The organism is uncultured Corynebacterium sp. (genome assembly GCF_937999985.1).
In the GTDB taxonomy this organism is placed as follows: Bacteria; Actinomycetota; Actinomycetes; order Mycobacteriales; family Mycobacteriaceae; genus Corynebacterium.
Window position 1 is genome coordinate 1 of record NZ_CALLDG010000022.1, and the last position, 7,016, is coordinate 7,016.

At 62.5% G+C, this 7,016-nt stretch carries 7 protein-coding genes and 1 pseudogene; 3 read left to right on the forward strand and 5 right to left on the reverse strand.

Annotated elements, in window-relative coordinates:
- A pseudogene (locus Q0331_RS01015) lies at positions 1-471 on the forward strand (AMP-binding protein); the annotation flags it as partial.
- 5 nt (positions 472-476) lie between these two features.
- Here Q0331_RS01015 and nrdF read toward each other — a convergent pair.
- Together nrdF and nrdI are read right to left on the reverse strand one after the other, a co-directional pair.
- Entirely contained in the window at positions 477-1,493 is a 1,017-nt protein-coding gene (nrdF, locus tag Q0331_RS01020; protein ID WP_298074091.1) for a class 1b ribonucleoside-diphosphate reductase subunit beta, read from the reverse strand.
- Between the two features lie 58 nt (positions 1,494-1,551).
- Positions 1,552-1,995, reverse strand: coding sequence for a class Ib ribonucleoside-diphosphate reductase assembly flavoprotein NrdI (gene nrdI / locus Q0331_RS01025; RefSeq protein WP_269944602.1), 444 nt, complete (start codon positions 1,993-1,995; stop codon positions 1,552-1,554).
- 213 nt (positions 1,996-2,208) lie between these two features.
- Here nrdI and Q0331_RS01030 point away from each other — a divergent pair, with 213 nt between their 5' ends.
- Positions 2,209-2,640, forward strand: coding sequence for a pyridoxamine 5'-phosphate oxidase family protein (locus Q0331_RS01030; RefSeq protein ID WP_298074094.1), 432 nt, complete (start codon positions 2,209-2,211; stop codon positions 2,638-2,640).
- Here Q0331_RS01030 and Q0331_RS01035 read toward each other — a convergent pair.
- Genes Q0331_RS01035 through Q0331_RS01045 form a run of 3 tightly spaced genes read right to left on the reverse strand, consistent with a single transcriptional unit; the run spans position 2,637 to position 5,872 of the window.
- Positions 2,637-3,749, reverse strand: coding sequence for a phosphotransferase family protein (locus Q0331_RS01035; RefSeq protein ID WP_298074096.1), 1,113 nt, complete (start codon positions 3,747-3,749; stop codon positions 2,637-2,639). The two genes, Q0331_RS01030 and Q0331_RS01035, sit on opposite strands and share 4 nt — an antisense overlap.
- Positions 3,739-4,992, reverse strand: coding sequence for an acyl-CoA dehydrogenase family protein (locus Q0331_RS01040; protein ID WP_298074098.1), 1,254 nt, complete (start codon positions 4,990-4,992; stop codon positions 3,739-3,741). Before Q0331_RS01040 ends, Q0331_RS01035 begins: the two co-directional genes overlap by 11 nt.
- 7 nt (positions 4,993-4,999) lie before the next feature.
- The gene (locus Q0331_RS01045) at positions 5,000-5,872 is read right to left on the reverse strand and encodes an SDR family oxidoreductase (protein WP_298074100.1); all 873 of its coding nucleotides are present in this window, start codon (positions 5,870-5,872) and stop codon (positions 5,000-5,002) included.
- A gap of 170 nt (positions 5,873-6,042) precedes the next feature.
- Between Q0331_RS01045 and Q0331_RS01050 the strand changes: the two genes are divergently transcribed.
- On the forward strand, positions 6,043-6,852 hold the full coding sequence (locus Q0331_RS01050) for a histidine phosphatase family protein (protein ID WP_298074102.1): 810 nt from the start codon (positions 6,043-6,045) through the stop codon (positions 6,850-6,852).
- Positions 6,853-7,016 lie beyond the last annotated feature (164 nt).

Genomic DNA, 7,016 nt, shown 5'->3' on the forward strand with positions numbered 1-7,016 from the left:
GGCCCGCAGGTGATGCTGGGTTACCTCAACAATGAGGAAGCCACCGCCAACACCATCACTCCTGACGGATGGCTGCGCACCGGCGATATTGCGAACCTGGACCACCTGGGCAACGCGTACGTGGTCGACCGCATGAAGGAACTGATCAAGTACAAGGGCTACCAGGTTGCCCCGGCCGAGCTGGAGGCACTGCTGATGACGCACGAGGCTATCGCTGACGCAGCCGTTGTCGGCTACCTGCGCGAGTCCGACGGTGAAGAGCTACCGCGTGCATTCCTGGTGCTGCAGCAGGGGGTGGACTCGAACGACCCGGCGGTGCGCGCGGAGGCGCTGATGGAGTGGGTAGCAGAGCGGGTGACCCCCTACAAGAAGATCCGCATGGTCGAGTTCATCGACGCGATCCCGAAGTCCAGCACGGGCAAGATCCTGCGCAAGGATCTGAAGAACGTGCCCGTGGCAGTTAAGGCCTAGCGGAGCTAGAAATCCCAGTCATCCTCCTCCGTTGATTCCGCCCGCCCGATCACGTAGGAGGATCCGGAGCCGCTAAAGAAGTCGTGTGTTTCGTTGGAATCCGGCGCCAGGGCGGCGATGATCTCCGGCTCCGTTTTCGCCGCTTCTTCCTCGTATTGCGGTGGATACCCCAGGTTCATCAGCGCCTTATCCGCGTTGTAGTGCACGAAGGCCATCACGCCGTCGATCAGCGATTTCTCGTCGGCTAAAGCTTCGCCGTACAGATCTCCGGAGTACTCCTTCTCTAACTCCAGAAGTTCCTCCACTAGTGTGAATGTGAACTCCTCGAGTTCCGCCGAGCGCTCCGGGTGGGCCTCGAGCCCTCGCTGGAATTTGTATCCCGAGTAGTACCCGTGGACGGCCTTATCACGCAGGATCAACCGGATCATGTCGGCTGTATTCATCAGCGTGCCACGGCAGCTAAACCACAGCGGTAGGTAGAACCCGGCGTATAGCAGCAGGGAGGACAGTAGCGTGGCGGCGACCTTCCTCTTGAGTGGGTCGTCCCCGTAGTAGTGCTGCATCACTGCCGTCGCTCGGCGCTGCAGGGCTGGGTTACCGATGGCCCAGGTATAGGCGGCGTTGATTTCCTCGCTGCTGCACATCGTGCTGAACACACTGCTGTAGCTGCGTGCGTGAACGGCCTGCATAAAGGCGATGTTTGCGTAGACCGCTTGTTCGTGTTCGGTGCGGGCATCCGGGATCTGGCTGATCTCACCAACGGTCGCCTGCACAGTATCCAGCAGCGTGAGCCCGGTGAATACCTTGGTGGTCAGCTCGCGTTCTGCGTCCGTCAGTGCGTTCCAGGTTGGCAGGTCGTTGGACAGCGGTACTTTCTCTGGCAGCCAGAAGTTGCTGGTCAGCCGCTGCCAGATCTCCAGGTCCTTCTGGTCGTCCAGCCGGTTCCAATTCACCGGCCGCAGCGGCCGGGCGGGGTTGTGCGGCCATTGGGGTGGGGTTTGGGAGCGCGTGAGGTAGCTCATTGTTTCCTTTCTGATTCTTCTCGATCGTGTCATTCTGCTTGTGTCTTATTGCTCTGGCTTATGGACGCCACATCTCCCCACCAGTCCGATCCCAGAACTCCCGGATGCCTTCCCGAACACGGGCAACATCGCGGGCCGTGCCGAGCAATTCAAAGCGATAGAGCTCCGGCACCCGGCACTTGGCGGCGATTGTTGGTCCAGCGCAGCAGTATGCCGTACCGAAATTCCTGTTTCCGCTGGTGATCACACCCCTGATGAGAGAGCGGTTATGTGAATTGTTGAGGAAGGTGATGACTTGCCTGGGCACCGCCTTCCGTGGGTCACCTCCGCCATAGGTTGGGGTGATGAGCACATAGGGCTCGTCGACGATGAGCTCCGGCTCCTTGCGCCGCAAGGGGATGCGGCGGGCGGGAATGTCCAACTTGTCGACGAATCGGCGGGTGTTTTCGGAGGCAGAGGAGAAGTAGACGATGCGCGGCTGCGAGACCGCGATTGGTTGCATTGGGGGAGAAATCCTTTACAGCTTGTTGCTAGTTGGAGCTGGTTGTTCGTTGGGGTAAATATCCATGAAACTAGCTTCCAAAAGTTCAATGACACGAACTTTACAACAACAAGAGATTGAACTTTTGTGTAGGGTGCCTGGTGTATCCAAGTTCACACCGCGTACGCGGCTGCGTAGTGCGGAATATGCCAGAGAGAAGAAAGGAAAAAGCTCGTGGCGAAGCTAACCCAAGAAATGAAAGACATGATCGATGCACAGCTGCCGTACCTGGCGACTGTGACCGACGGCGAGACGCTACTGCCGGACATCGGTCCGAAGCGCAGCTTGCGCGTGTGGGATGACGAGACGCTGATCTATAACGAAAACACCGGCCGGCAACACCTGGAAAACCTACGGGGCGGTTCAAAGGCCGCTGTGGCGGTCGTGGATTGGGCAGAGCTAGACGGGTACCGGTTTATCGGTCCAGCAGAACTGTTCCACGAAGGGCCGGTGTGGGACGCGGCGGTGAAGTTCGCCGAGGAAAAGGGGCACAACCCACCGAAGATGGCGGTGCTGATCCACATTGAGCAGATCTACACCCTCATGCTCGGCAAGAATGCTGGCCGGTTGTTGGCCAGCGATGACGAGTCCCTGATGGTGGACTAAAAACCGTATTCGCGGGCGGTGATAGCCGCCTGGTTAACGATCCACTCCACCATCTCCTGGGTCGGAGCTCCGGAAATGGCCTGGTTGGAGGGGTGATTCATAACGCGGCGCACCACGCCCTCCACGATGATGGCGACCTTCCACAGCCCCAGCACGTGCCAGTAGGCCAGTGCCTGCCGGTCGCGGTCGGAATCCTTACCGGCCTTCTGCAGGTAGCGCTCCGCCAGCGCCTCCGGGGTGGGGAAACCGTCGGCCAGCGCGGCCTCGAAGCCAGGCAGCTGCAGGCCATTCTTGACCGGCCAATACGCCATCAGGGAGCCGATGTCCGACAGCGGGTCGCCGAGCGTCGTCAGCTCCCAATCCACCACCGCGTTGATCTTCCCGGTCTCCGGGTCCGCAATGATGTTGCCGATATGCAGGTCGCCGTGGACCAGCACGGTCTCGTCCTGCTCCGGAATCTTCGCCACCAGCAGCTGCGTCAGTTCGTCCAGAGCCGGCAGCTCGCGGGTCTTCGTCTTATCCCACTGGCCCGTCCAGCGCCGTAGCTGCCGTGGGGCGTAGGGCTTGTGCGACGCCAAGTCGTCCAAACCCACCGACTTCAGATCCACTCTGTGGATCGCCGCCATCGCGTCGATCAGCCCGTCGGCGATCTTGCCGCGCACCTCGGGCGTGATGCTGTCCGCAACCTTCATGGAGTTGACGGTCACACCGTCGATGGCGGACATGGCGATCACCGGCACGTCGGCCACCTGCTCGCTAGATTCACCGCTGCCTTCGCGGCTTTCCTCCCAGTCCGTCGAGCTGCCGTAGATCTTTGGCACCGGCACATCCGTGTTCTCTAGTGCTGCCATGATCTTGCCCTCGCGGACAACATCGTGGGCGCTGGCGGTCAGCGTGCCCAGGGGTGGACGGCGCACAACCACGCGCGTGCCCTGGGAATCTGTGGCCAGGTACGTCAGGTTCGATTGCCCCGCGCCGATGCGCTGCAGGGAGATTCCATCCGCGCCGCCTTCCAGTCCGGCTACGTCGTGCAGCCAGCTGGCCAGGTGGGCGTCAGAAAAAGGGCTAGGGGCGCCCGCGGCGCCGGAACGGCCAGAGTTACTTGTCACGATACTTCCTCAATTCTGCTCGAGCGATGGTCATGCGGTGCACCTCATCCGGGCCGTCGGCCAAGCGCAGGGTGCGCAGGCCCGCCCACATGGCGGCCAGGGGAGTGTCGTCTGTAACGCCCTCCCCGCCGTGCACCTGAATGGCCTGGTCAACGATGCGTAGCGCCATCGCGGGGGCGGCTACCTTGATGGCTGCGATCTCCTGGCGGGCGGCCTTGTTTCCCACCGTGTCCATCATCCAGGCGGCCTTCATGGTCAGCAGGCGCGCCTGCTCGATGTCGATGCGAGCCTGGGCGATCTGGTCGCGGATGTTGTCGCGGTTAGCTAAAGGCTTGCCGAAAGCAGTGCGGGACATAGCGCGGGTGCACATGAGCTCCAGGGCGCGCTCGGCCATTCCAATGGCGCGCATGCAGTGGTGGATGCGGCCCGGCCCCAGGCGATCCTGGGAGATCTTAAAGCCCATGCCCTCGCCGCCGAGGATGTCCTTATCCGGCACGAAAACGTCCTTGAAGTGGACCTCCGCGTGGCCTTCGCGGTCGTGGTAACCGAACACCGGCAGGTTGCGCACGATCGTCACACCAGGTGCGTCCGCGGGGACGGCGAGCATGGACTGCTGGCGGTGGATCTCCGCGTCCGGGCTGGTCTTGCCCATCACGATCATCACCTTCAGGTGCGGGTGCATGCCGTTGGAGGTGAACCACTTGCGGCCGTTCAGCACGTAGCCGCCGTCGGTGCGCTCCATGCTCATGCGCACGTTGGTGGCATCGCTGGAGGCCACGCCCGGCTCCGTCATGGCAAACGCGGAGCGGATTTCGCCGCTGAGCAGGGGCTCCAGGTACTTCTCCCGGTGCTCGTCGGTGCCGTAGAGCTCGAAGACCTCCATGTTGCCGGTATCGGGTGCGTTGCAGTTGCAGGCCTCGGGGGCGAGGTGCATGGACCGGCCCATGATCTCCGCCAGGGGCGCGTACTCGGCATTGGTCAGGCCCGGGCGGTTGCTATCCCCACCTGTACCGCCATCGCTACCAGCCCCGCCAGCGCCGAGGTGGGGGTGGAACAGGTTCCACAGGCCGCGCTTCTTCGCCTCGGCCTTTAGCTCGTCGAGGATGGCGGGGAAGTGGTGCGGGTCGCCGGATTCGCGCATCTGCTGCTCGTACACGGCCTCGGCCGGGTAGATGCACTCGTCCATGAATTCGGTGAGCTTGCCTTGGTACTCCAAGGACCGTTCGCTGTGTTGGAAGTCCACTGTTTTCTTACCTTTCGACGCCAGATTGTCCGCCAGCGGGCTTATCAGTAGCGCCTGACTTTCCGGGGGTAGTCACGTCGATGGTCTTGTTGCCCACGAGCATTCCGCCGTCGACCACGAGGTTTTCACCGGTGAGCCAGGAGCTGGTGGGGGCCGCCAGGAAGGCGATGGCGTCGGCGATGTCTTCTGGCTCGCCGATACGGCCAGCGGGGATCAGGGTGGAAGTGGAGTCTTCGTTTTCCTTCCACAGTGCCTCCGAGAGCTTGGTGCGCACTACGCCGGGGGAGATGCTGTTCACACGGATGCGCGGCGCCAGTTCGCGGGCCATCTGCTTGGTCAGGTGCAGCAGGGCGGCCTTGGAGGCGTTGTACACGCCGATGTAGTCCTCCATAGACAGGGCGCCAATGCTGGAGACGTTGACGACCGCGCCGGCGGGGTCGCCATTGCGGGCGGCCTTGCCGAGGCCTGCTTCGATGGCGGCGCTGGTCCAGATGACTGGTCCGATGGTGTTGATCTGGAAGACCTTTGCCATGATCTCCGCGGACTGCTTGTGCACGGGCCCGAACGCGGGATTCGTGCCCGCGTTGTTAATGAGTACATCCAGCCGGCCGAACTCTTCGACGGCCTGGGCGCAGGCCTTCTTGGCGGCCTCGGGGTCGGCGACGTGGGCGGCTATGCCGATGACGCGGCCCGCGTCCGGGTTTTGCTCGCGGGCGGCTGCCTGCAGTTCTTCAGCGGCAGGGACGACGGTCTCCGGCTTGCGGCCGGTGATGACCACGTTCGCGCCACTGGCCGCGAGCTGCAGTGCGGTGGCGTGCCCGATGCCGCGGGTACCGCCGGTGACGATGGCGGTCAGGCCGACGTAATCGTATTTACTCATTCAGGGGTCCTTTGCAGGGTTCGGTACGAAAGTTGGAATTGAGCTTGAACTGTGACTCGCATCATAAGCAGGTGGCGGGCTGCATATGTGAAGGATCGCAAAACTAAAGACATTTGGGTGTGAGTGAGGGAGACTGGCCTGAGGCTTAGAAAAGTTTGGAGTTCTAGAAAATGGGGATTTTGTACCTGGTGCGCCATGGGCAGGCGAACTCTGGAGGCCTGCACACCAGCGATGTCGCAGACGGCGCCATGGAGGAAACCTACGACCGCCTGACACCCCTCGGGCACGAGCAAGCCGCGGCGACCGGACGTAGCTTGGCCGCGCGTATCGGTGGGGGCGGCGGGGGAGCTCGCGCTGGTGCAGCGCAGGAGAGCACCGCAGGCGAGAGCGCAGCGCAGCCGGTGGTGTTGTCCGGCCCTCTCGGTCGGCAGCTCAGCACAGCCGAAGGTGTTCATGCGGAACTGGAGGCCGCTGGCTTGGAACCGCAGGGCATCCGCACGGTGGAGCAGTGGCGTGAATTCAGCTCCGACGACGTGCTAGCCCCCTACTTCCGCGCCCACCCGGACAAGCTCGCAGAGATCCGCCGGGCCTATGAAGCCGCGCGCGACAACCCCCGAGGAATGAAGGAGCACAACCGTCTGCTCGGCCGCGCCATCGACGCCGCCCTACGCGAATGGCGCTCCACCCCGGCATTCGACGCTTTCTCCGCGCAGGTCATGCAAGGTTTTTCGGACGCCACCTCGCTTGCCGCGGGAGATCAACCAGTCGTGGTGGTTACCTCCGGTGGACCGATCTCCATGTGTGCGGCCGAGCTCATTGGCGCCGATTGGACGGGGTTGATCAACAACATCTTCACCGCCTCGGTGAGCGTGTTTAGCGTCCGGAGTGCGGGGAAAGCTCAGCTGCTGAGCTTCAACGAACACGCGCACTTGGACATCCCGGATGCATCGGGGAGCCGCCCGCTACGTCGGTACCGCTAGGAAGGATGCCGGCTAGGCTCCGGGGGTGCCTTATAGCTCCCCGGGCTTTGGGTCTTCAAGACCGACCATGCGGAAAGTCATTAGGCTCAGAGTCTTAATCGTGCGCTCCACAATCTCCTCACGGTTCTCGTCCGTGACCTCGTAGAAGCCCTGAATAAAGGTGG